The 1,827-nt window shown below is 61.2% G+C and carries 2 protein-coding genes and 1 pseudogene; all 3 read right to left on the reverse strand.

Annotated features, from left to right (window positions below; all coding sequences use genetic code 11):
- Positions 1 to 123 (reverse strand): annotated as a pseudogene (locus tag AC1DY5_RS53925) (branched-chain amino acid ABC transporter permease); the annotation flags it as partial.
- Positions 124 to 170: 47 nt separating this feature from the next.
- Entirely contained in the window at positions 171 to 1,355 is a 1,185-nt protein-coding gene (locus AC1DY5_RS53930; protein ID WP_478122408.1) for an ABC transporter substrate-binding protein, read from the reverse strand.
- A 59-nt stretch (positions 1,356 to 1,414) separates the two neighbouring features.
- The coding region (locus AC1DY5_RS53935) for a 2Fe-2S iron-sulfur cluster-binding protein (RefSeq protein WP_478122409.1) at positions 1,415 to 1,827 on the reverse strand (413 nt) is incomplete at its 5' end.

Genomic DNA, 1,827 nt, shown 5'->3' on the forward strand with positions numbered 1-1,827 from the left:
GCTCACTTGTGCGAGGTTCACGAACTGCATCATCCCCATCGTGACGGACAGGCCGACCGCGATGATGAACAGCAGTACGCCGTACGCGATCCCGTTGAAGAGGATGGTCAATAGCGCAGTCATGGCGTCGTGCTCAGAGGTGGTCTGGGTCGGCGTTCAATGAGCGCCGGTCACTTGGCCGGAACGTCTTTGGTCGTCGCGATTTCGACGTTCTGCATCATGCCGTCGCGCTTCTCGACCCGTCGGATGTAGACGTTCTGCGTGATGTCGCCATTGCCCTTGTCAACGGTGATCGGGCCGCGAGGGCTCTCGATGGAACGCCCCTTGACGAAGGCCATGAACTTGTCTGCGTCAAAAGCGGCGTTCCCCTGCGCTGCGATGCCGTCGTAGATGAGGCGCATCGCGYCCCATACGGCGACGCTGGATGCGGTCACGCGAGGTGACTTGCCGAATTGAGCCACGTAGTCGGCTACGAACTGCTTGTTGGCAGCTGAGTCATGCGCCGCCGAATAGACCCCCGAAGTGACGACACCCAGGCCCGCATCGCCGGCAGCGTCGATCACGCTTTCGTCGGTCAGGTCACCGGTGCCAAGCAGCTTGATGTTGGTGTTCTTGAGGCCCGAATCGGCGTAGGCCTTGAGGAATTGCGGCACCAGTTCACCGATCGGCATGAAGACGAAAACGGCATCCGGCTGAGCATCCTTGATCCGCTGCATGTAGCTCGAGAACTCCGGACTGCGCACCGGTACACGACCGGTCCCGGCCAGCGTCCCGCCCAGTTCAGTGAACGCCTTGGTGAATGTGGCCTCGGTGTCGTGCCCCGGTCCGAAATCCGCCACCAGCACGTACGGCTTCTTCACACCATTCTTGTGCGCCCACTCAGCCATTGGCCTGACGGCCTGCGGGATCGAGAAGAAGGTGCGTATGTAGTAGGGCGACTTCTCACCGACAATGCCACCGGTGGCCGCGCCCGTCAGGAAAGTCGGCACCTTCGCCTCCGTGACCAAGGGCGCAACCGCCAGCGCATTTGGCGTGAAATCGGGTCCGATGAGGATCTGGACTTTCTCGCGAACAATGAGCTCCTGGGCGAGGCGTTTGGCGACCTCCGGGTTCGGGCCGGTAGTGTCTCGCTTGACGAACTCGATCTTCTTCCCGCCAACGGTTGCACCATGCTTTTGCTGGAACAGCTTGATGGTGTTGTCGCTGAGCTGGCCGGTCATGCCCGATGCGCCGGAGTAGGTGAACAGTAGTCCGACCTTGACGGTTTCCTGCGCAAGGGCCGTCGTACCGAATGCGAGTCCGAATGCAACGGCGCCGGTGAGCGAGATCAGAGAGTGAAGAAAACGACGATGCATTGATGTCTCCGTTGGTTGTGATTTGTAGGCTGCCTAGAATCTGGCAGTCAGAAGCAGCACTAGAGATCGAGGGTGAGCGAGGCTCCGGCGCAACGCGAAACGCAGACCATGATTCGATCGGTTGCGCTGGCTTCCTCACCGAGAAGTACCGAATCCCGGTGATCTGGAACGCCTTCGAGCACGCGGGTCTCGCAGGTGCCGCAGACGCCGTCGCAGCAAGAGTGCTGCACGGCGATTCCAGCTTCGATGAGCACGTCGAGAATTGACTTTTGCGGTGGAACCGTCAGCATGACGCCGCTGTTCGCGAGCTTCACCACGAACTCGCCGTCCGCAGCCGAACCTGTGGTCGAGCTGGCGGCAACGGGCCGCGGCTTGAACCATTCGACGTGGACCGTACTGGGCTCACGTGTCGCCGCCGCGCGTTCGAACGCTTCCATCAGCGTCGTCGGGCCGCAGCAATACAGGTGCGCGT

The organism is Variovorax sp. P4_D9, assembly GCF_056401695.1.